At 63.5% G+C, this 21,177-nt stretch carries 19 protein-coding genes and 1 tRNA gene; 7 read left to right on the forward strand and 13 right to left on the reverse strand.

Going from position 1 to position 21,177, the window contains the following annotated elements; all coding sequences use genetic code 11:
• Nucleotides 1-12: 12 nt before the first annotated feature.
• Nucleotides 13-471, forward strand: coding sequence for an EF-hand domain-containing protein (locus M0208_RS00900; RefSeq protein WP_258889868.1), 459 nt, complete (start codon nucleotides 13-15; stop codon nucleotides 469-471).
• Here the strand turns inward: M0208_RS00900 and trmFO are convergent.
• Nucleotides 416-1,774 (reverse strand): methylenetetrahydrofolate--tRNA-(uracil(54)-C(5))-methyltransferase (FADH(2)-oxidizing) TrmFO, encoded by a 1,359-nt coding sequence (gene trmFO, locus M0208_RS00905; protein ID WP_258889869.1) that lies wholly within the window; start codon nucleotides 1,772-1,774, stop codon nucleotides 416-418. The two genes, M0208_RS00900 and trmFO, sit on opposite strands and share 56 nt — an antisense overlap.
• Nucleotides 1,775-1,833: 59 nt before the next feature.
• Here trmFO and M0208_RS00910 point away from each other — a divergent pair, with 59 nt between their 5' ends.
• Nucleotides 1,834-2,265 (forward strand): DUF488 family protein, encoded by a 432-nt coding sequence (locus tag M0208_RS00910; protein WP_258889870.1) that lies wholly within the window; start codon nucleotides 1,834-1,836, stop codon nucleotides 2,263-2,265.
• A 42-nt stretch (nucleotides 2,266-2,307) separates the two neighbouring features.
• Here M0208_RS00910 and M0208_RS00915 read toward each other — a convergent pair whose 3' ends face one another.
• The 4 genes from M0208_RS00915 to yaaA all read right to left on the reverse strand — a co-directional run bounded on the left by M0208_RS00915 (nucleotide 2,308) and on the right by yaaA (nucleotide 6,939).
• On the reverse strand, nucleotides 2,308-2,658 hold the full coding sequence (locus M0208_RS00915; RefSeq protein ID WP_408988065.1) for a DUF952 domain-containing protein: 351 nt from the start codon (nucleotides 2,656-2,658) through the stop codon (nucleotides 2,308-2,310).
• Nucleotides 2,655-5,435, reverse strand: coding sequence for a DNA gyrase subunit A (gene gyrA, locus M0208_RS00920; RefSeq protein WP_258889871.1), 2,781 nt, complete (start codon nucleotides 5,433-5,435; stop codon nucleotides 2,655-2,657). Before gyrA ends, M0208_RS00915 begins: the two co-directional genes overlap by 4 nt.
• A 92-nt stretch (nucleotides 5,436-5,527) precedes the next feature.
• Entirely contained in the window at nucleotides 5,528-6,202 is a 675-nt protein-coding gene (locus tag M0208_RS00925; RefSeq protein ID WP_258889872.1) for an SDR family NAD(P)-dependent oxidoreductase, read from the reverse strand.
• Nucleotides 6,199-6,939 (reverse strand): peroxide stress protein YaaA, encoded by a 741-nt coding sequence (gene yaaA / locus M0208_RS00930; RefSeq protein ID WP_258889873.1) that lies wholly within the window; start codon nucleotides 6,937-6,939, stop codon nucleotides 6,199-6,201. Before yaaA ends, M0208_RS00925 begins: the two co-directional genes overlap by 4 nt.
• A gap of 150 nt (nucleotides 6,940-7,089) precedes the next feature.
• Here yaaA and M0208_RS00935 point away from each other — a divergent pair, with 150 nt between their 5' ends.
• Entirely contained in the window at nucleotides 7,090-8,370 is a 1,281-nt protein-coding gene (locus M0208_RS00935; RefSeq protein ID WP_258889874.1) for a tetratricopeptide repeat protein, read from the forward strand.
• 63 nt (nucleotides 8,371-8,433) lie between these two features.
• On the opposite strand, the gene M0208_RS00940 is transcribed toward M0208_RS00935, so the two are convergent.
• Nucleotides 8,434-8,898 carry an Lrp/AsnC family transcriptional regulator gene (locus M0208_RS00940; RefSeq protein ID WP_258889875.1) on the reverse strand — a complete coding sequence of 155 codons (465 nt, stop codon included), beginning with the start codon at nucleotides 8,896-8,898 and terminating at the stop codon, nucleotides 8,434-8,436.
• 188 nt (nucleotides 8,899-9,086) lie between these two features.
• Here M0208_RS00940 and M0208_RS00945 point away from each other — a divergent pair, with 188 nt between their 5' ends.
• The 3 genes from M0208_RS00945 to M0208_RS00955 all read left to right on the forward strand — a co-directional run bounded on the left by M0208_RS00945 (nucleotide 9,087) and on the right by M0208_RS00955 (nucleotide 13,278).
• A complete protein-coding gene (locus M0208_RS00945) occupies nucleotides 9,087-10,808 on the forward strand; it encodes a histidine kinase dimerization/phospho-acceptor domain-containing protein (protein WP_258889876.1) in 1,722 nt (573 codons plus the stop codon).
• A 2-nt stretch (nucleotides 10,809-10,810) separates the two neighbouring features.
• Nucleotides 10,811-11,860 carry a polysaccharide deacetylase family protein gene (locus M0208_RS00950; RefSeq protein ID WP_309546972.1) on the forward strand — a complete coding sequence of 350 codons (1,050 nt, stop codon included), beginning with the start codon at nucleotides 10,811-10,813 and terminating at the stop codon, nucleotides 11,858-11,860.
• Between the two features lie 218 nt (nucleotides 11,861-12,078).
• On the forward strand, nucleotides 12,079-13,278 hold the full coding sequence (locus M0208_RS00955) for a Shedu immune nuclease family protein (RefSeq protein WP_258889877.1): 1,200 nt from the start codon (nucleotides 12,079-12,081) through the stop codon (nucleotides 13,276-13,278).
• Nucleotides 13,279-13,292: 14 nt separating this feature from the next.
• On the opposite strand, the gene M0208_RS00960 is transcribed toward M0208_RS00955, so the two are convergent.
• The 5 genes from M0208_RS00960 to M0208_RS00980 form a co-directional block, all read right to left on the reverse strand.
• A complete protein-coding gene (locus M0208_RS00960) occupies nucleotides 13,293-14,627 on the reverse strand; it encodes a hypothetical protein (protein WP_258889878.1) in 1,335 nt (444 codons plus the stop codon).
• A 69-nt stretch (nucleotides 14,628-14,696) separates the two neighbouring features.
• On the reverse strand, nucleotides 14,697-15,284 hold the full coding sequence (locus M0208_RS00965) for a recombinase family protein (protein ID WP_258889879.1): 588 nt from the start codon (nucleotides 15,282-15,284) through the stop codon (nucleotides 14,697-14,699).
• Nucleotides 15,285-15,393: 109 nt separating this feature from the next.
• Complete coding sequence (locus M0208_RS00970; RefSeq protein ID WP_258889880.1) at nucleotides 15,394-16,287, reverse strand: PmeII family type II restriction endonuclease; 894 nt, start codon at nucleotides 16,285-16,287, stop codon at nucleotides 15,394-15,396.
• Between the two features lie 124 nt (nucleotides 16,288-16,411).
• Nucleotides 16,412-17,764 (reverse strand): DNA cytosine methyltransferase, encoded by a 1,353-nt coding sequence (locus M0208_RS00975; RefSeq protein ID WP_258889881.1) that lies wholly within the window; start codon nucleotides 17,762-17,764, stop codon nucleotides 16,412-16,414.
• A 228-nt stretch (nucleotides 17,765-17,992) separates the two neighbouring features.
• Complete coding sequence (locus tag M0208_RS00980) at nucleotides 17,993-18,538, reverse strand: hypothetical protein (RefSeq protein WP_258889882.1); 546 nt, start codon at nucleotides 18,536-18,538, stop codon at nucleotides 17,993-17,995.
• Nucleotides 18,539-18,663: 125 nt separating this feature from the next.
• Here M0208_RS00980 and M0208_RS00985 point away from each other — a divergent pair, with 125 nt between their 5' ends.
• Nucleotides 18,664-18,984: a helix-turn-helix domain-containing protein gene (locus M0208_RS00985; RefSeq protein WP_258893137.1), complete on the forward strand. Its 321-nt coding sequence runs from the start codon at nucleotides 18,664-18,666 to the stop codon at nucleotides 18,982-18,984.
• A 274-nt stretch (nucleotides 18,985-19,258) separates the two neighbouring features.
• Here the strand turns inward: M0208_RS00985 and M0208_RS00990 are convergent, their stop codons facing one another.
• Both M0208_RS00990 and M0208_RS00995 read right to left on the reverse strand, forming a co-directional pair.
• Complete coding sequence (locus M0208_RS00990) at nucleotides 19,259-21,007, reverse strand: site-specific integrase (protein WP_258889883.1); 1,749 nt, start codon at nucleotides 21,005-21,007, stop codon at nucleotides 19,259-19,261.
• Between the two features lie 87 nt (nucleotides 21,008-21,094).
• A tRNA-Ile gene (locus M0208_RS00995) sits at nucleotides 21,095-21,167 on the reverse strand.
• Nucleotides 21,168-21,177: the final 10 nt, after the last annotated feature.

The following is a 21,177-nucleotide window of genomic DNA, read 5'->3' on the forward strand; positions in this document are numbered from 1 at the left end:
GAGCGGTAAGCGATGTGGCGGTATCTGGTGCTCGGCGTCGCGGCGCTGCTGTTGTTCGCTGCGGCGTGGACCTTCATGGGTGGCCGTGCGCGAACCCAACCCGTCCTTCCCGTCGCGCCGCCGGGAGAGGCATCGACGGAAGTTGAGAACGCGGCCTTGCCCGCGACCGTCCCCGAGGCGACCGCGAAGACCCGCGAACAGAAGCGTTTCGACCGCTACGACAAGGATCGCGACGGCAAGGTCACGCGCGACGAATATCTCGTGTCGCGGCGAAAGGCCTATGCGAAACTGGATACCAACGGCGACGGGCGGCTGACGTTCGACGAATGGGCGCTGAAGACGACGACCAAATTCGCCGCCGCGGACAAGGATAAATCGGGCGCGATGGCGGCGGACGAATTCGCCACCACCGCGGTCAAACGGTCTGGGAAACCGCGCTGCGTGTGTCCGCCGGTTCAGCCGGAGGAGTGATCCAGTCCGCCAGCGCGGCGCGACCGCGATCCGTGTACATCCGCTTGCGATCGGCCTTTTTCGTGCGGCCCTCGATCGGCGGAAACAGCCCGAAATTGACGTTCATCGGCTGATACGTCTCCGCGACAGCCGCGCCTGTGATATGATTCAGCAGCGCGCCCAGCGCGGTTTCGACCGGCGGTGGCGTCATGGTTTCGCCGCGCAGTTCAGCCGCGGCGAAGCGCCCGGCGAGCAGCCCGATCGACGCGCTTTCGATGTATCCCTCGCACCCGGTGATCTGCCCGGCGAAGCGGACGTTCGGGCGCGATTTCAGCCGCAGCGTGCCGTCGAGCAGTTCGGGCGATCGGATGAACGTGTTGCGGTGAAGCCCGCCCAACCGCGCAAATTCCGCATTCTGCAGCCCCGGAATGGTGCGGAACAGCCGCACCTGTTCGGCGTGCTTCAGCTTGGTCTGGAAGCCGACGATGTTCCACAATGTGCCCTGCGCATTGTCCTGCCGCAGCTGCACGACCGCGTGCGGCCAGCGCCCGGTCCTCGGATCGTCGAGGCCCACGGGCTTCATCGGACCGTAGCGTAGCGTGTCGACCCCGCGCTCCGCCATCACCTCGATCGGCATGCAGCCGTCGAAATAGGGCGTGTCCTTTTCCCATTCGCGGAATTCGGACTTTTCGCCCGCGATCAGCCCGGCGTGGAAGGCGAGATACTCTTCCTTCGTCATCGGGCAGTTGATATAGTCTTTCGTGTCGCCCTTGTCCCAGCGCGAGGCGAACCACGCGACCTCCATGTCGATCGTCTCGCGGTGGACGATCGGGGCGAGCGCGTCGAAGAACGCCAGCGCCTCGCGTCCTGTCGCCTCGGCGATGCCGGTGGCGAGCGAAGGCGCGGTCAGCGGACCGGTGGCGATGATCGCCGGACCGTCGGGCAGCGCGTCTACGCGCTCGCGGACGAGCGTGATGTTCGGATGCGACGCGATCGCCGTCGTCACGCTTTCGGAGAAAAGATCGCGATCGACCGCCAGCGCTGACCCGGCGGGCACACGGTGAAGATCGGCTTGTCGCATGATGAGCGAGCCGAGCGTGCGCAGTTCCTGATGCAGCAGCCCGACCGCGTTGGATGTGGCATCGTCCGATCGAAAGCTGTTGGAGCATACCAGTTCGGCCAGCCCGTCGGTCTTGTGTGCAGCGGTGCCGTCACCGCTACCGCGCATTTCCGACAGGCGAACGCGAACCCCCGCCTCCGCCAACTGCCACGCAGCTTCGCTACCGGCGAGCCCGCCGCCGATGATGTGGATGTCATGAGTCATGCCAAGTCCGATAGCGTCTCGCGGTTGCGCTGTCAGGCCCGCCGCGCCACCTTCGTCCCATGCGGATTTTCACGATCGGTTATGAAGCCACGACGATGGCGGAGTTTCTCGCCGCGCTGACCGGGGCGGGGGTGCAGCGTGTGATCGACGTCCGCGCGCTGCCGTTGTCGCGGAGGCCGGGTTTTTCGAAATCGTCACTGGCCGCTTCGCTTAGGGAAGCGGGGATCGACTACGCTCATCTGAAGGCGCTCGGCACGCCAAAGGCCGGGCGCGATGCGGCAAAGAAAGGCGACGTCGCTGCGCTGCGGGCGGTTTACGCCGGGCAACTCGAACTGCCCGAGGCGCAGGTGCAGGCAGCGGTGATGATGGGGTTGGCGGCGGAGATGCCGTCCGCGTTGCTGTGTTACGAACGCGATCCTTGCCACTGCCACCGGACCTTGTTGCTGGATGCGGTGGGCGAGGGGGCGGAGGTGGTGGATTTGTATGCTTGAACCAACAGACCACCCCGGCGTTCGCCTGGGTGGTTCGCGGGATCAGCCAGCCACCGGCAGCTTCACCATCCCGTCCTTATCGCGCGCCAACGGACCGTAAGCGACCACCGTCTCCAGCAGCAGTGGACCATAGATGTGCGGAAACAGCTGGCCGCCGCGTGATTCCTCCCATTTCAGGCAATCGCCTTGCGCCGCCAAGTCGACCGCGGCGACGTGCAGGTCGGTCTGCCCAGCGAAATGCTTGTCGACGGTTTCGGTCAGTTGCTCGGCGGTCGACATATGGATGTAGCCGTCGGCCAGGTCGACCGGCGCGCCCGCGAACGCGCCGTCGCGTTCGAGGGCCGCCATCTGCTCCGCGGTCAGCACCTTATACGCAGTGAGGGGATGGCTCACTCGCCACCCTCCGCATCATCCGTCGTTCCGGTCCCGTCGTCGAGTTGCAGCGGATCGCTCCGCGGCGTCTCGGCGATCTCCGCGGCGACCATGTCCTCCGCGGCGTTCTCGGGCGCCTCCTCCTCGTCGATCCGCGCGGCGGAAACGACGTGTTCGTCGTCGGCGACATTGAACAACCGCACGCCCGCCGATCCGCGCCCGATGACGCGCATCGAGGTAAGCGGCATCCGGATCATCTTCGCCTGATCGGTGACCAGCATCAGTTGCTGGCCCTTGCTCGCCGGGAAGCTGGCGACGACCGGGCCGTTGCGCTTGATGTTGTCGATGTTGGTGATGCCCTGACCGCCACGCCCGGTGCGGCGGTATTCATAGGCCGACGACATCTTGCCGTAGCCGTTAGCACACACCGTCAGAATGAACTGCTCGCTCGACTGCAATTCCTCATAGCGATCGGCCTGCATCGTCATCTCGCCTTCGCGTTCCTTCCACGGGGCGAAGCGGAGATATTCCTCGCGCTCCTCCTGGCTGGTGCCGACGCGGTGGAGGATCGACAGCGAAATGACCGCGTCGTCGCGCTTCAGGTTGATGCCGCGCACGCCGGTCGAATTGCGGCTCTGGAATTCGCGCACCTCGTTCGCGGCGAAGCGGATCGCCTTGCCCTGACGCGTCGCTAGCAGCACGTCGTCGCCTTCGTCGAGCAGGGCGACGCCGATCAGCCGGTCGTCCTCGTCGACGCCTTCGAACTTCATCGCGATCTTGCCGTTCGACGGCACGTTGGTGAACGCGTCCATGCTGTTGCGGCGCACCGATCCCTTGGCGGTCGCGAACATGACGTGCAGCTTGCCCCATTCGTCCTCGTCCTCGGGCAGCGGCAGCACGGTCGAGATCGTCTCGCCCGCCGCCAGCGGCAGCAGGTTCACCATCGGACGTCCGCGCGTGTTGGCGCCGCCTTCGGGCAAACGCCACACCTTCAGGCGATAGACCTTGCCCAGCGTCGAGAAGAACAGCACCGGCGTGTGCGTGCTCGTCACGAAGAGTTCGGTGACGACATCCTCTTCCTTCGTCGCCATCGCCGCGCGACCCTTGCCGCCGCGCTTCTGCGCGCGGAACGTGTCGAGGCTGGTGCGCTTGATATAGCCGCCGACCGTCACGGTCACGACCATCTCCTCGCGCTCGATCAGATCCTCGTCGTCGATCCCGTCGACCGCGTTGACGATCTCCGAGCGGCGCGGGGTGGCGGATTCGTCGCGCACCGCGATGAGCTCCTCGCGCATTACCGCGAACAATTTGATCCGGTCGGACAGGATCGCCAGCAATTCGGTGATCGAATCCGCCAGCCCCTGCAGCTCGTTGCCGATCTCGTCGCGGCCGAGTGCGGTCAGGCGGTGGAGGCGCAGGTCGAGGATCGCGCGGACCTGCGTTTCGGACAGCCGATAGGTGTCGCCGGTGATCTCGACCTCGACCGCTTCGACCAGCTTGATATATTGCGCGATCTCCGCGATCGGCCAGTCGCGCGACAATAGTTTCGCGCGCGCTTCGGCGGGGCTGGATGACCCGCGGATGATCTTCACCACCTCGTCCAGGTTCGTCACCGCGATGACCAGCCCGAGCAAGATGTGCGCGCGGTCGCGCGCCTTGGCGAGTTCGAACTTGGAGCGCCGCGTGATGACTTCCTCGCGGAAGCCGACGAACGCCGCGATGATGTCGCGCAGGTTGAGTAATTCTGGCCGGCCGCCGCGGATCGCCAGCATGTTGGCCGCGAACGATCCCTGCGCCGGCGTGTGCCGCCACAGCTGGTTCAGCACCACCTCCGGCGTCGCGTCGCGCTTCAGGTCAATGACGATCCGCACGCCTTCGCGGTTCGATTCGTCGCGGATGTCGCTGACGCCTTCGATGCGCTTGTCCTTGGCGGCTTCCGCGATCCGCTCGACCAGCGCGTTCTTGCCCTGCTGATACGGGATTTCGGTGAGTACGATCGAACGCCGATCGCCGCGCCCTTCCTCGATGATGTGGCGCGACCGCAGCAGAATCGATCCGCGTCCGGTCTCATAGGCCGAGCGCGCGCCCGCACGGCCCAGGATGATCGCGCCGGTCGGAAAATCGGGGCCGGGGACGATCTCGAGCAATTCCTCGGTCGTCAGCTGCGGCTCGCCGCTCTCCATCCGGTCCATGAACGCGAGGCACGCGTTGATGATCTCGCCCAGATTGTGCGGCGGGACGTTCGTCGCCATCCCGACCGCGATGCCGCCCGCGCCATTGACCAGCAGGTTGGGGAAGCGCGCGGGCAGGACCGCAGGCTCGCGCTCCGACCCGTCGTAGTTCGGGATGAAGTCGACCGTGTCCTTGTCGAGATCGCCGAGCAGCGCATTGGCCACCTTCGCCAGCCGCGCCTCGGTATAGCGCATCGCGGCGGCTTTATCGGGATCCATCGACCCGAAATTGCCCTGACCGTCGATCAACGGCACGCGCATCGACCAGTCCTGGCTCATCCGAACCAATGCTTCGTAGATCGAGCTGTCGCCGTGGGGATGGTATTTACCCATCACGTCGCCGACGATGCGCGCGCATTTGCGATACGGCCGGTTGTAGAGGAAGCCGTTTTCGTTCGCCGAATGCAGGATGCGGCGATGCACCGGCTTCAACCCGTCGCGGACGTCGGGCAGCGCGCGCGCCACGATGACGCTCATCGCATAATCGAGATAGCTGGTCTTCATCTCGTCGACGATCGAGATGGGGGCGATGTCCGAAGGGTCGGCGAGGAGGGTCTCGTCGGTCAAATCTTGGGGCTTTCGAATGGGGAGTCGTTTATGTGACGGTTCTAGGACGGGCGACCGCCAAAGTCACGCGCAGGCGCGCACGCGTAGAGGAATCAGGCGGGGACTTCGGCCCCGTCCCACGCAAAAACCTTTCCGCTGTCTGCGGCCTTTAGGTCGTCGATCACGTCGAGCAATTGCACCGCCGCGCGATCAGCCGCGAACAGGTCGCGCCCGCTGCGCTGAAACGGCTTCGAGAGCGCGGTGTCGACCGTGCCGGGGTGGAGTCCGACCACGATTAAGCGATCGTTGCGGCGTTTTTCCTCGATCGCGATGGTGCGGATGATCTGGTTCAGCGCCGCCTTCGACGCGCGATAGCCGTGCCAGCCGCCCAGCCGGTTGTCGGTGATGCTGCCGACGCGGGCGGACAGCACGGCGAACACGCAGCGCCCGGTCTTCGGCATTACGGGCAAGAAATGCTTGGCGATCAACGCGGGGCCGATCGTGTTGATCGCGAAGATGCGCGCGAGCCAGGCGGGGTCGAGGTCGCGGAGCGCTTTTTCCGGGCCATTTTCGCCTTCGTGCAGCAATCCGGTCGCAACGATCACCAGATCGGGCGATCCGCTGCGTGCGGCGGCGGCGGCGATGCTCGCTTCGTCCTCCAGGTCGATATGGTCCGCACCCGCGAAAGACCGCGCAAAGCCGCGGACGGCGCGTTCTTCCTCGATCAGAGCTTCAACCAGCGCCTTCCCGATTCCGCCGGATGCGCCGATGACGATGGCGCCGCTCATGCGCGCTGGAAGGTCCAGCGGTCGCCGTCGGCGTCGGCGAAGCGATAACCATCGCTGTCGAACCCCTTCATCGCCGCGATATCGTCGATCCGGTGCTCGATCAGCCAGCGCGCCATCATCCCGCGCGCCTTCTTCGCGTGGAAACTGATGAAGCGCCCGTCGGCCTCGCGAAAATCGACCGCGATCACGCGGACCGCAGCAGGCAACCGCCCCTCGACCGCCGCCCAATATTCCTGGCTCGCCAAGTTCAGCACGACACCCGAACCCTCGGCCGCGACATCCTCCGCCAATGCGTCGGCGATCCGATCGCCCCACCAGTCGGTCAGCTTTTTCCGCCGCGGCGCCCAGCGTGTGCCCATCTCCAGCCGATAGGGCCGCATCAGATCGAGTGGACGCAGCAATCCGTAAAGTCCCGACAGCATCCGCACATGATCCTGCGCGAAATCCACCGCCGCGGCATCCAGCGTCTTCGCCTCCAGCCCGGCATAGACGTCGCCGTCGAACGCGAAGATCGCCGGGCGTTCGGGCTGATCGGCAAACCCGCGGAACCGGTCGGCGTTCAACGCCGCCAGTTTGTCCGAGATATGCATCAGTTCGCCCAGCTTCTTCCTCGACATCCGCGCCGCCGCTGCGGCGAGCGTCTCCGCCGCTGCGGCGAACCGCGGATGCGTCGCTTCCAAAGCGGGCAGGGGACTCGCATAGTCGAGCGTCTTGGCAGGGGAGAGTACGGCGATCATGTCCGATCCGCGCTATCGCCCGAACCACGGATGTTCAATGTACGTTCAGCGGGCCGAAGTCACTTGATGCGGGTTTCTTGAACGTTGTTCGGCGCTCGATTAGAGCGCGGTGCGAGGCGGTGACGTCCGCGACTAGGGAGAGATTTTTCGATGAAGACCATGTCCAGGACCGCGATCGCCGCGGCGCTCTTCGCCAGCGTCGGCGGACTCGCGCTGACCGCGCCCGCGATCGCCAAGGAAAAGAAGGAAGAGGCGAAGGCCCCCGGCCTGAAGCTCAGCAAGGAAATCGTCAAGCAGGCCAGCGAGGCGCAGACCGCGCTGAACGCCAAGGACTATGCGACTGCCGAGCCGCTGGTCGCGCAGGTCGAGGCCGGCGCAAAGACCGACGACGATCGCTATATCAGCTCGGTCTTCCGCTACATGCTGGCGGCGGGCAAGATGACCGCGGCCGGCGGCGCGATCAACGAAAGCCAGCTCGTCGGCCCACTCGACGCGCTGATCGCCAATCCAAAGACGCCAGCGACCGATCTGCCCCGTTTCGTGTTCCAGCGCGGCGTAATCGCATATAATGCGAAGAAGCCGCAGGAGGCGCTGACGTTTTTCCAGCGCGCGCAGCAATTGGGCTACAGCGACCCGAACCTCGCGCTTCAGCTGACGAAGCTGAAATTCGAGAGCGGGGATATCGCGGGCGGTTCGGCCGAGTTGCAGAAGACGATGGCGGCGCAAACCGCGGCGGGCACGAAGCCGGAAGAATCGCTTTATCGTTATGCGATCGCGCAGACGCACCAGAAGAAGATGGGGGCGGAAACGACCGCGTGGCTGAAACGCTATGCGATCGCCTATCCGAATTCGAAGACGTGGCGCGACGTGGCCTTCACGTACGGCTTGCAGCAGCAGGGCGTCGTGACGCTGGACAAGGGGCAGAAGGTCGATCTGTATCGCCTGCTGCGCCAGACCAAGTCGCTGGCGGATCAATATGATTATGAAATCTACGCCCAGTTCGCGATCGACCTGGGTTTGCCGCACGAAGCCAAAGCGGTGCTGGCCGAGGGCAAGGCCGCCGGCAAGATTCCCGCCGATAGTGCGACCGCGAACGACCTGATGAAGGCGGCCGATCTGGGCGTGAAGAACGAGGGTTCGCTCGCGCCGCTCGAAGCAAAGGGCAAGGCGGGTAATGCTAAGCTCGCCGCCAGCACGGGGGACGTGTACCTCGGCGCCGGCGACAATGCGAAGGCGGCCGATCTCTATCGCGCCGCCCTGACCAAGCCGGGCGTCGATGCCGATACGGTCAACACCAGGCTGGGCATCGCGCTGGCGAAGTTGGGCGACAAGGAAGGCGCAAAGGCTGCCTTCGCCGCGGTGAAGACCGCGCCGCGCGCGGAAATCGGTGCGCTCTGGACGACCTATCTGGACAATCCGCCGACCGCGTGATGCGTCGGCAGAACCCGGACGACGAAGGGGTGGCGGAAACGCCGCCCCTTTTTTCGTCGGCGTTCAGGCGGGGATCGGTACGCCTGGCATCGCCTTTGCGGTGCGGATCGTCAGCGATGATTTGACGCTGGCGACGTTCGGCGCGGGCGTCAGATGGGTCGTCAGGATACGCTGAAACGTCTCAAGATCGGGTGCGACGATTTTCAGGATGAAATCGATCTCTCCGTTCAGCATGTGGCATTCGCGAATTTCGGGGATCGCCGCGACATGCTCCTCGAATGCGGCGAGGTCGCGTTCGGCCTGGCTGCGCAGGCTGACCATCGCGAAGACCGTGATCGGAAAACCCAGCCGGCCCGCGTCGCAATCCGCATGATAGCCGCGAATGACCCCCGCCTGTTCCAGCGCGCGCACGCGCCGAAGGCAGGGCGGCGCGGTCAACCCGACGCGCTCCGCCAGGTCGACGTTGGTCATGCGGCCGTCTTCCTGCAGAAAGGCCAGAATCTGCCGGTCGATACTATCCAGCGCCACACGTCCCTCTTATTGGTCGGCCACGTACTTTCGTGGCGAGAATGACATCCCCAGCATAGGATAATTGCGCGTGAACGCAATTGTCCCACATTGCGACGCTCTCCAAATGGCCTGTTCCCCGCAGCGTTCAGCGCCGTTAGGAAAAATTTACAGGCGTGAATGGTTCAGGCCGGAACGGGGCGGCACGGGTGCGGTTCGACGACAGCCTGAAGACGGTTCTGGCGGCGGATGCGTCGACCGATTTCGGTGCGCGCGCGGCATTCCGCCAGATCGCAGACCTACTGGCGCGCCGCCGTATCGATCCGACCGACGACATGCTGGACCGGCTTCGGTCGTTGCGTGCAGGGGTGTCGGCCGATTTGCGGAGCGCCGTCGCGCGATCGCTGGCCATCGCCGCACCGCCCGCCGCGCTGGTCGCCTTCTTCGCCGAAGACGAACCCGCGGTGGCGAGTGCAGCGCTGCGGGCGGCGCGGCTGGGCGATGCCGAGTGGATCGACCTGTTGCCGCGGCTTGGCCCGACGGGGCGGTCGGTGCTGCGCGGGCGGACCGACCTGGGCGATCCGGTAACGCGCGCGCTCGAAAGCTTCGGTGCGACCGACTTTTCGCTGTCCTACGACGCGCCGCCCGTCCCGAAACCCGTCGCGGTAGATCAACCGACCGCGCCGCCGGTCGGGACCGGCCCGTTCGTGTCGCTCGGAAAGATCGCCGAGACGTTGCCGATCGTGGCGGAGGCGCGTCGTCGCGCCGATGAACCCTCGGCAGCCGCGCCGCGCTTCGAGATTGCCGAACTGGTCGACCGGATCGCCGCCTTCCAGCGCGCGCGTGAGCCCGGCGCGGAACTGCCTGCGGTCGAACGTCATGACGACGCCGCAGCGGTGTCGGCGTTCCGCTTTGAAACCGATGCCGAAGGCATGATCCGCTGGATCGACGCAAGCCCGCGCGGCGCCGTGATCGGTTTGTCCTTCGCCCATCCCGCCGCCGATGGCTTACCGCATGTCGACGGCGTCGCTGGCGGGGCGTTTCGGCGTCGTACGATGTTCACCGATGCGCGTTTGAGCGTCGGCGGGGCATCGGCGCTGGCCGGCGACTGGCGCATCTCGGGCGTGCCCGCGTTCGACCACGCGACCGGACGCTTCACCGGCTTCCGCGGCGCGGCGCGTCGTCCGCGCGCGGACGAGGATGCCGCGGGCAATCTGCGTCCATCGAACGGCGCGTCGGAGGGGTTGCGCCGCCTGGTCCACGAATTGCGCACCCCGACCAACGCCATCGCGGGCTTTTCTGAACTGATCGAAAGCCAGTTGCTCGGCCCCGTCTCCCCGATCTACCGCGAACGCGCCGCGACGATCCGCACCCATGCCGCCGATCTGATCGCCGCGATCGAGGATCTCGATATCGCCGCGCGGATCGAGGGCGATGCGCTGGAGTTGCGCGGCGGCGAACTCGCGCTCGCGCCGTTGCTGGCGCGTCTGGCGGGCGATCTCGCTCCGCTCGCCGTCTTGCGCGGGTGCACGATCGACATCGCGCCGGTCGACGACACCTTGCTGCTCGGCTGCGATGATCGTGTCGCCGAGCGCCTGTTGTCGCGGCTGCTCGCCGCACTCGTGTCGGCGGGTGGGCCGGGGGAGCGGATCGCAGTCGGCGCACACGCCGGTGATGCCGGGCTCGCCCGGATCGACTTCACCCGCCCGGCCACGCTTGCGGCGGTGCCCGATGCGGCGCTGCTGAGCCTGGATGCGGAGCGTGAGGCCGATCTTCCCGGCGCGCCGTTGCTCGGCACCGGTTTCGCGCTGCGGCTGGCGCGCAATCTGGCGAGCGAGTTGGGCGGCAGCCTGATGATCGGCGCGACGCGCTTGACACTGACGCTGCCCGCGGCGTTGATCGGCGGCATGGGATGGGCGTCGACGATCTGACTGTGACGGATACCCCGTCGACGCTGCCCGTGCGATGGCGCGCGCCGCCGCCCGGCGACCTGATGCGATGGCCCGAGGATTTCGGCACGCGCTTCACTATCTTTGTTGATACGGAGGAAGAATTCGACTGGTCCGCGCCGTTCGATCGCAATGCGCGGTCGGTGACGGCGATCGGCGCCATTCCCGACATGCACGCACGCTTCGCCGGGCGCGGGATCGGCGTGACCTATCTGGTCGATCATCCCGTCGCGACGGATGCACGCGCCGTGCAGGTGTTGTGCGACGCGCTGGCCGACGGCCGGTCGGCGATCGGCGCGCAGCTTCATCCTTGGGTCAACCCGCCGCATGAGGAAGCGGCTTCGCCCGCCGCCTCATACCTGTGCAACCTCCCGCCCGACTTGGTCGCGGCGAAGCTCGATTGCCTGACCGATACGATCACTACGTCGTTCGGCCGTCCCCCCAGGGCATTTCGCGCCGGGCGCTACGGGATCGGATCGGGAATGGCGACGCTGCTCGCGTCGCGCGGCTATGCGCTCGATACGTCGATGCGATCGCGACACGATTACACGCGCGACGGCGGCCCCGACTTCACCCGGATCGGCCCGCAGGCGTTCCGGCAGGACGGGCTGCTCGAACTGCCGCTGACGACCACTTACACCGGCGTTTTGCGCAGCGTCGGGCAGCGCCTGCATCCCGCGCTTGCCAATATCCCTCGTGGGCGGGGATTGTTCGCCCGTACCGGCCTGCTGTCGCGCGTGCCGCTGACACCTGAAGGCGTGCCGGTGACCGAGGCGTTGGAGGCGATCCGCATCGCGCTGGGGGAGGGCGTGCGGGTGCTGAACTTCGCGTTCCACTCGCCGTCGCTTCAGCCGGGTTACACGCCCTACGTCCGCGATGCGGCCGACCTGATGCGCTTCCATCATTGGTGGGATACGGTGCTCGACCTGCTCGATGCGCGCTGTGTGCGGCCAGCCAGTCTGGACGATCTGCTCACCGCCGCGCGGCGCGCGGTGGGCCCGGCAGGAAACTCTCCCGGCATACCACCGCACTAACAGAAACAATAACTTACGCCGTCCTGCGATGCTCCAAGTGTCACACCTCGGTGTCACAGGCAAGGCACGTTCCGGGACGATATCAGACTGCCGCGCACGGCATCCCGGACCGCGGCTCCGGCTTTTTCCCGGCTCTATGGTGACGGGCTATGGTCCTTGTTCCCGCTTCGTGCCCTTGCGGGTATGTAAGCGGCTTCGGAGACTGCGAGGAGCCTATGGTGGACGACCCTTCCTACTTCTTCAACCGCGTGCCGGGAAAGACCATCGTCGGCAGTCGATTTCAGCGGGGGGGCGATCCCGCGCGGATCGCATCGCAAGTCGTGGAAGTTGAGGGTGGTCCAGTCTTCTACATGGTAAATGACGAGGTCGTCGTGCGGACTACTTCGAGCCGACGGCAACAGATCAAGGCGGTATTCCTAGAGGACAGCCGCGCCATAAAGTCGCTGACCCTTCAACGGTTCACGAGTGATATATTCCCGACGGACCAGCATTTCACCTTCACGGGGGAGGAGATCACCAAGCTTATCGAGTTCCTCGCCTGCATCCCGTCACTCCCCTTAGATGACAGCGGAAAGCGTCATGTCAGTGCGTCCGAGCTACGAAACCTTCTGCTTAGCAAGGCAGATGCGCAGCAACTCTTCCGCGATCACGAGGATATGTTCATACAGGTTGCCGAAGGCGCAGACCTAAAACGAGACCTCATCGCGCTCGGCTACCGGCGCAAACAACTAGATCGTTTCGAGCGCCTGCTGAGCGATCCAGAATACTTCCGCGGGGAACAATCCATCCTCGGGCCGTCCAAGCGGCCGGAGGACGTCTGGCAGACATTCTTTGAAGCTAACACATGGGTCTTCGGCTATGGTCTCTCCTTTCAGTTCTCGACCGCCCTCGATGATCGGACCTTAGAGCAGGTAGTCCAAGGTCACCGCATCGGCATGGCGGGGAAGCGGGCTGATGCGCTCATGAAGACGCGAGCGAGGATCAACTCGCTGTGCTTCGTTGAGATTAAGCGGCATGACACCCCCCTGCTTTCGACGCGGGACTATCGACCGCGAGCCTTTGCACCATCAGCGGAAGTTGCCGGTGGCGTCGTCCAGGTCCAAGCGACAGTTCAAGCTGCCCTGGAGAGTATCGGTCGCAAGATCGACGTTACTGATCAGCAGGGCAACCCCACCGGCGAGCACGTGTTTAACTTTGACCCTCGAGCCTACCTCGTCGTGGGAAGCTTATCGGAGTTCGAGACCGAGCACGGGCCAAATGAAGACAAGGTCCGGTCGTTTGAGTTGTTCCGCCGCAATGTGCGCCGCCCCGAAATCATCACGTTCGACGAACTTTTCCAGCGCGCCCGCTTTATCGTCCAGCACGACCAACACAGCGACGCAACGGCGGAGCCGCTAACAGACGATCCGCCGTTCTGATCGGACGCTACTCGTCAACTCGGCATTAGATCGCGATAGCGGCCAGCGAGCCGATATCTGCGCCCCACAGGAGGATCACGGGTGACGAGGCGGATGTGCTCCAGCACTCCTCGTTTGACGAGGCGCTTCAGGATTGCGGAAGGAGCGTCACCTTTAGCATCGGTTGCCGAAATCGCACCATGACGAAGCAGTTGCCGTAGGATTAGACGCCGCACGCGCCGGTTCAGGTTAGTGGCACTCGCGACCTCGTCCAACAGGTCGGCCAGCGCGTCAAGCTCGCCACCCTCTGGCGAGATCATAAGGCCCGACAATGCCGACCACGGGACGCGCTCCGCTGCCGCATCCCGTATTGCATCGAACCAATGCATCAGTCTGCGCCCTTCGCGCGGAAGGCGATCCCTAACTTCGTCTGGCAGCCCTGATCGATAACGAACCTCAAACCGCAGGCGATCCACGGCCTTAGCGTAAATGCCGAAGGCGATGCGGTCAGAAACGATTGGCACCTTCACCGACAGCGCACCCACTTCGCGTTCCACGCGACATCCCTCACCGAGATCGTGGGTGCGGATCGTTCCTGTCCTCGCGGCTTTCAAGACGCCCTCCGCGAGATTGTAAACGCGTTGTAGCGCGTCGCGGTCATGCCTTTCCCAGCACACCTCGCACTGGGACACACTCAGGTTGGACCAATCCATCCTGAACTGCACCTTGTCGTTCCACGCTGTGAACTGACCCCCGCGCCCATCGATCTCGTAACGGCTCGACGGGCAAAGCGCCTCGACAATCCTAGTTGCCAGCGCCGCCTCGAATGTCCGGAGGTATTTTGCAACCCGTTGCAAGTACGTGGCGTGAACCGTCCCGGCGAACGCCCGGTAGTCTGTGACCATGTTATCCCGGCCATCGAGAGAGCGCATCGCAGACGTAGGTGCCAGATTTGCGGCGAAGAAAGTGACGGCGTCGAGATCGCTGATCTCGTCGAAATCGAAGCGGTCGAGGAGGTGAGAAAGCGTGCGAACAGGATTGATCACAAGCACAAGGTCGAGCCACGCCTCCGGCGCTCGATGATGCAGCGTAAATCCGCCGCTGGAGATCGTCGTGCCGGACAGCACCGACGCCGTCCATCTCCCTCCACGCCGTTGGACGCGACCGAACAGAGCCTCTGGTTCTCCGTCGCCCGCGATCCGATCGACGAACGCCTCGATCATCCCGTCGTAAGGCACATCGAGGACGGCCCGCACGCGGATTTCAACGCGATCTAGTAAGGCTTCCCGCGCGCTCGGCGCGCTCGACGGATTATTGTGAAACCCCCTAATTCCTAGTCTGTTGCGTTCTCTTGCGGGGGGAAGCGCCATATCACTAGTCATCGGTGGCGCTCATTCGATACCGTACACATCTGGGCTACAAGTCGGACCTTATAGAGGTCAGGCAGGCGACCCCGATGAGGCGCAGTAGCGTTTGACTGTGGCGGTGGACAGCTTGAACTGCCGAGCGGTGTCCGCGATGCTCGCATGATTTTGCTGCCGCCATGCCGCCACGGCCCCTGCATCGCGGGCTACGGGCCGTCCAAGGCTGGCCTTGCCCCGATGGGTGCGACCGGTCTCCGCAAGTGACTTGCGGGCGGCGGCTCGTCCGGCTGCCGTACGCTCCGCGATCCTGCGACGCTCCATCTGCGCGACCTGAGCGAGTACGGCGAGGATAAGTTCTCCGACACCCTCGACGATCGGTCCCAAATCCTTGACGTTAACAGTGACACCCATGTCGATCAGTCGCCGCACAGTCGTCTGGATGTCGAGTGCATCGCGACCAAGGCGGTCCACAGCATAGACGTGGACCACGTCCCCAGACCGGACCTGTTCGAGCAACTTAGCGAAGCCCGGGCGTTCTGCAGCCATGACGCCTCCGCTGACCCCCTCATCGGTGAACTCACGGTCGAACGAGCCCCCCATTGCAACGCGTTGCGCTTCGACGCTTTGGTCCAAGGTGGAGACGCGGTAGTAAGCGATCCTCATAGTAGGCTCATAAGTGAGGGGATAGATGTCACTGGCTCATAACCTGGCCATAAATTCCCGTAAAGCGTATCTTTTGCACCTAGTTCAAATGGCACAAGTTATGAGCCCGCTAGGTCCGACCCAAGCCACCGAACGCGCGACCAAGCTCAGCGGTGAAACCGTCGCAGAAATGTCGGGCTAGGAAGAGCAGCCACTCCAGTTGACTCTCCTGCAGAAGGGAAACGTTGTATCCAGCGGGCAGGCTGGAGAGGTCGAGAATGGTTCCGAGGTCCGCGATCGTATATCGGGGTTGTACATCTCTAGGTGCGGCGGGCGTCACGCACGCGCGGATCAGGGCAACACACACTTCAAGCCATGCGTTTTCACCGCCGAGATAGCGCCACCAGTCAATGCCGATGCGGACAGTTGCGGTGACGTGAAGCCCATCCCGCTCGTACCCGATACACCATGCACGCCTATGACTGTTATGGACTGGCGTCCCAGCGGGAAGAGCCTCCGCGATGCTGCGGAGGACGTGCCAATCCTTTTTATTGGACTGCTTCTTCGTGCCGTAGAGCACTCCATATGTGAAATCGACGGTATGCGCCCCGTGGCTGGCAGCCCATGCCCGGACGTTCGTAGCTACATCCCGCCCGATGTTCTGAGCCATCTCGTCGTTCAGGCACCGGGGACCACTTTTCAGGGTGACTGCACAAAGGTCATCCCCTCCCACCTTGCGCCCGTCCAAAAGCGACTCGACGCTGTGCATCCCGCTCGGCACAACCTCCCAGCCATAGATGGGTAACACGACTTCTTCGACCATCCGACCGGCGGAAGTCTCCATGGAGGAGAAAACCTTCGCAGGAACGATGTCGCTCTCGATCTCAGAGACGTGAGAGTAGTTGCGCTTCTTCGAGTAAAACATGAGCACGAAGGGGCTCGTGCTGAACTTCTGGAAGCTGGCTTCAGCGGCGGGCAAACTCTGGAGGTGAGTTTCGATCTTGCGCCTAAACGCAGTCTCCATGTCCAGTACCCGTTGTCGAGCGACCGGATCAGCATCCACGACGCTTAGAGCCCCAAAGATGGCGCGCTTCGACAATAGCAGGGGTGGTTCCCCCACGGGCAGATCGATGTGACCCCTTGCCATACTACCTCGCCGCCAGCTTCTTTTGATGCCGCACCGTCACTGGTGGGCGATACTTTTGACGTCCGTTTTCACCGCCGTCCTTCCAGACGAAGGTCTCACCGCCCTTGAACCACTGCCTCGTGCGGACATGAGACTGGATGTAGACTGTGCGAAAGTGGGAAGGGGGGGTGGGATAGCTTTGAAAGCTGCGCTCCGCGAGGCTGTCAAGCGCGTCCGCGATGACCAGCCCGGCCACCTTCCCCAAGCGCACCGGCACCGCATTCCCAACCTGCGCGTACTGCTGCGTAGGAGAGCCACAGAACCTCCAACCCGCTGGAAACTCTTGGATGGCGGCGTACTCTCGCAATGTCAGCGCTCGCACTTCGTCGGGGTGGCAGAGGGACGTGCTTGCGTGGTTCGGCATCGTTACCAGAGTAGGGCATGGAAGGTCATAAGACAGTCGTCGCCACCAGCCACTTCGCCCACCCTTGGCCAACCACGCCTTGCCCATGGACAACTTCTGATCCTCAACCGGCAAGCTCCGCCAGTTAGAGCCCGGAGGCACTTTCTCTAGGAAGGACTTTTTCCGAGCGGAGAAATCCATGATGACTTCACCGGGATCATTCAGGCGACCGATGGCATCTCCTAACGTTGCCCACGGCTTCAACGTGGGAGCGGTGGTGAAGAGATCACTGCGACCTGGCCTACACTCGTCAGGGCTAGCATGAGTGGGGTTCGGAAAGTCCACCTCTGCATTGAACCTGTTGCCGATGAAGAGCGCGCGCTCGCGAAGTTGAGGCGCGCCGTAGTTCACAGCGTTCACCTCGAAGCAGTCCATGTGATAGTCACCGTCGATGCGACGTAGATCGTCGGCGAACAGGCGGATCACAGACCCAGCCGCCTCATCCTCGCCCAGCGGAGGTCCGCCCTTTTCAGGCCGCTCTGCGATCGGTCGGTGTCGTAGGGCAGCGGAGATCAACCCACGGACGTTCTCCATCAGAAAGAAGCGTGGCTTCATCGCGTCCACGAAACGCAGGAACTCCCATAGAAGTGCACCCCGAGGGTCGTCGGTGGTCCCCCGCCTTCCAGCGGTGCTGAACGACTGGCAAGGTGGTCCGCCAACCAACACGTCGAGTTCGCCCGGCTTGATGCCGAGTGACGCCATCAGCGCTTGGGGATCGACATACCGAATGTCGTCCTCGACGACCAAGACATCGGGATCAATAAGGCCAGCATCACGATTTGCGCGTATCGTGTCGCAGAAGGACCGCTCCTTCTCGACAGCAGCCAAGAGCTTGAAGCGGCCGGTCTCGCCAAGCCCGGCATCCAACCCCATCGCGCCGGAGAAGATGGAAACGACGGAGTAGCGACCCATGAACTTCCTTCCAAACCCTCGCGCTGCTACCGCGCGCGCAGGCCGCCTTGCATCGCTACGCCGTGCTTCGACAAGCCGGATCGCACAAACTCCCCACCGATACCACTTGCAATCCATTGCAACTGAACGCGCGTGTAGACCGGTTGGGGCTTCCCAACTGAGCGGTTGTCACGGCACCGTACCGCATACGCGTTGCAACGGGTTGCAGCCTTGCCCGGAGATATGCCGTTATTCCACGTAGGTCAGGCTCCCCGATAAATCTGTCGGGTCGATCACCTCGGCCTCGTTGCCACACATCAGCCCGAGATGCTCGTCATAGAGATTGCTTGCGGACATGAACTTGGGTTCCGCCGCGATGTTGGTCGGTTTCGGCTGGCGTGGCTTCTCGAAGCTATACAGCGTGACAACGTCAACCTGTTTGGGTTGAAGTGCGAACTTCTCCCAGCCGGTAAAGCCGCCCATCCGGTTCTTCGCGTTCACCTCGCCACAAAAAACGAGCACGACGCCTCCGCGATGCAGCCAAGGCACCTTGTTCGATTGCCCGTCATCAGATGCGAAAACTGACCTGACTAGGCGAGCTTGGACGTTGCGAAACCGGGCCGAGGAATAATCTGCTAGTACCGTATCCAGTTCGTCGCGCGCCTCCGGTAGAGCCGCTCGCACCCGCTTTTCAAGTACGCCCGGGGTGGTTGTCTGAGGCCCCCCCGACTGGGCCAGCGAAGCAACGGGTAAAACGGTGACAGCAGCAACAAGCGCACGGACGAACGTATGCATCTTCCCTCCCAGATCAACAAAGCAGCACTCTAACGCCCGGTACAACGCAGATAAAGCGGCATTTTACGACCCTTCGACTTCACCCGCCCGCCCCGCAGAACGACGGGGGAGGCGCGTTGGTGGCAATGCTTGCGGAACGGTTCGGACGAGAGGTGCGCGCGCGTCGAAAGGCATGCGGCATGACACAGACACAGCTTGCCGACGGTGCATCGATGAGCGAGGAGTGGGTACGCCGTATCGAGCGCGGGGTCGGCGCTCCGTCGTTCGACGCGATCGAGGCGTTGGCATCCGCTCTCGGCTCGTCAGTCGGTGACCTTTTCAAGCCTATGTCTTCGCGTGAGGGGCGCGCGCTTCGGATCGACAGAATGCTGAACGGGCTGTCCGAAGCCGAACTTATGTGGATCGAGAGCTTGATCCGCGCGGCGTTGGCGCGCCCTACTTCCTGAAAGCTTTCTAAATCCGCTGAGAAGGCGCAGGATCGGCACAGACGATGTTGCGCAGCACATCCCAGCCCGCTCGCTCCCATCGCGCTTCTGGGCGTTCTCTGCGGTTAGAGCGGATAGACTGAATTGGATTGCCTATCACATGCGATGGCTAATGGCTCGCCGACCGGTTGCCCCGGACGCTCGCGTGCTCGGCACAACCATTCGTCGTTGAAGTGCGAACTGGTGATCACGAAGGCCGTTCGTATGTTGCAACCCGTTGCAAAATCGCCGGACATCATGCTCCCTTAGGGTTGGTGTTCGGCATCTGGCTCTCCAGCCTAACCAAACTAAACCCTGTGTACCCTATGCGTTTCATCGCTCGATCGAGGTTCGGGACTGCCCCGCGATTACCGTAGCGCTGACCTTGATTGGTCGTCGCCCAACCGCCGAGCGCGTGCGCGGTCTCGTCGGGAATGTCGGCATTGCGGCAAGCGTCTCGAAAGCCGTGGCGAAAGCTGTGAAAGACTAGAGCGGGATCATCCAACCCGACACTCGACATGAACCGTCCGAACCATTTCGAAAAGTTGTGCGAGAAATTGCCCTTCGTCCCGGCCTTCAGCGCGGGAAACAGCCTTCCCGCTGGATCGCTGGCCTCGACGAAGGTGATAAACCCGGCGGCAAGCAGTTCGGCGTGGAGCGGTACCCAACGTTCGCTCCAGTCATTTTTGAAGCGCTTCTCGGCGACTGCCCGGCCCGTGGGGTCGAACCGAGTCAGATTCAGACAGGCAATCCCGTCCACCTCAGTCACATCCTCAGTGCGAAGCTGACAAAGCTCCTCTGCGCGCGCACCGGTGTAGAGGGCCAGCGCAGGAACCCAATACTTGTGCGGTTCCTTGCTCTTGAACTGGCTAAGGGCAACGAACAGACGGTCAAGCTCGGGCCTCTGCAGTCCCCGGCGTTGCACCTGCGCGCGCCCGCTTGGCGTGAGGCCATCGGTATCGACCGCGACGCCGTAGCCGTGTCGTTTGCCCCAACGCAGCATCGCGCAAAGGTTCTGGACGTATGACGATACGGTGTTCGGCGCGAGCCGCTTGTGGTTCCCAGTCTCGGCGACGCCGACAGATTGGGTCAATGTCAGCCCGGGGAATTTCTGGGCACCGTTTGCTGGCAACTGCCCTATGAACTCGATCAAGTCATAGCAGCGTGGTCGGTCAACCTCGCCCAACGCCCGATCAGCGCCCCACACCTCCCGGACGATACGGAAGAGGAGGCCATATTTCCGGGCGGTGCTCTCAACGCCGTGTTTTCGCTCTCGCTCAGTGCGGAAGGCAGAAACGAGGTCTTCCACGGTCCGCACGTTGGCTGCGTTGGCTTGCCCGCTGCGGTTGAAGATCGGGTGTGGCGGAGCGGTGTTCTTTCCACTGACAAAGTCCCGCGCGAGAATGTCTTCTATCTCAAAGCCCCGCTGGACGAGGTCACGCAGGAGGCGAAAGGAAGCCGTCGAGTGGTCGATCTTCGAGTGCTGAACGTGGGTCTTGATCTTGCCTACCCTCATAGGCTTCGCAGCCGCCCCGGCATCGACAAGCAAGCGATCCGCCACCTCGCCAGCTAGATCACGACCCTCGGTCTGCGCGAGCGCCCAGAGGCGTTCATCGCCTTGGAGCGAAGCGAGCAGTTCCCGACGATCCATACCCTGCTCGCCCGACGGCTCGCGAACACGCTTGCGGCCCTGCCACCACTCGGTGATCAGTCGTTCGATCTGCGGATGGCCGAGGTCGTCGATGCGTGCCGTTGCGAGTGCGGTTTCAAGGAAGCCCTTCGACCGGACCTCTCTCCGCAGCCGCGCGAAGCCTTCCTCGATCTCTGCCAGCTTTCGAGGGTATGCCCGGACAGCTTCGCGCTTGTCCTTCGTTTCCAAACTGATGCGGACCGAACCACGAGTATCGATATGCTGTAAGTCGGCCGGGATGCGCTTCCGTAGCTTGTAAATGCCACTTCGGCTGTCAGCCTTCAATCCGGGGTACTTCGCCATGTCATCGTCCATGTGTCACTTCATAGTGTCACAGTACGACCGTAAAAGCCGTTTTCTGCCAGCGGCATACGCATTTCTGCGCTGCCGCGCGGCGCGCGGTGGGCCCGGCAGGACTCGAACCCGCAACCTAGCCGTTATGAGCGGCCAGCTCTAACCATTGAGCTACAGGCCCCCCGCGCCCG

It is taken from the genome of Sphingomonas sp. SUN019, from assembly GCF_024758705.1.
Lineage (GTDB): Bacteria > Pseudomonadota > Alphaproteobacteria > Sphingomonadales > Sphingomonadaceae > Sphingomonas.